This is a genomic window from Neisseria sp. P0019.S003 (assembly GCF_051957115.1).
GTDB classification, from domain to species: Bacteria; Pseudomonadota; Gammaproteobacteria; order Burkholderiales; family Neisseriaceae; genus Neisseria; species Neisseria flavescens_D.
This window is the reverse complement of the sequence record NZ_JBQCWT010000041.1, coordinates 1-532: the sequence shown is the minus strand read 5'-3', so window position 1 is coordinate 532 and position 532 is coordinate 1. Positions and strand designations below refer to the sequence as shown.

Annotated in this window: 1 protein-coding gene; it reads left to right on the top strand. The window is 51.5% G+C overall.

The window, feature by feature from the left end:
- Positions 1-76: 76 nt before the first annotated feature.
- A partial coding sequence (locus ACTHTS_RS10980; RefSeq protein ID WP_440370054.1) for a pseudouridine synthase occupies positions 77-532 on the top strand: 456 nt, incomplete at its 3' end.

Here is a 532-nt window from a genome sequence, read left to right as displayed (position 1 = left end):
ATATAAAGAAGCGTGAAATTGTAGCCCGTATGCGGCGGCTGGTACAATTCATGCTTGGTTTCAGGATGTGATGAAAATGAATGATTTAATCGTATTGAACAAGCCTTATGGCGTGATTTGCCAGTTTTCGGCGCATGAAAAGTCTGGGTGTTTGAAAGATTATGTGTCGCTGCCGGACTTTTATCCAGCGGGGCGTTTGGATACGGACAGCGAGGGTTTGCTGCTGTTGACGAACGACGGGCGTTTGCAGGCGCGGATTGCGGATCCTAAATTTAAACTGGAGAAAACTTATTGGGCGCAGGTGGAAGGTTCGCCCGACGAAGCGAAGCTGGATATGCTGCGGCGCGGTGTGGATTTGGGGGATTTTGTCACGCGTCCGGCAAAGGTTCGCGTGTTGGAAGCGGGCGAAGCGGATGTTTTATGGCCGCGCGTGCCGCCTATCCGCGTGCGTAAATCTGTACCTGATTTTTGGGTGGAAATTCGGATTTCGGAAGGGAAAAACCGACAAGTCAGGCGAATGACGGCTAAGGCG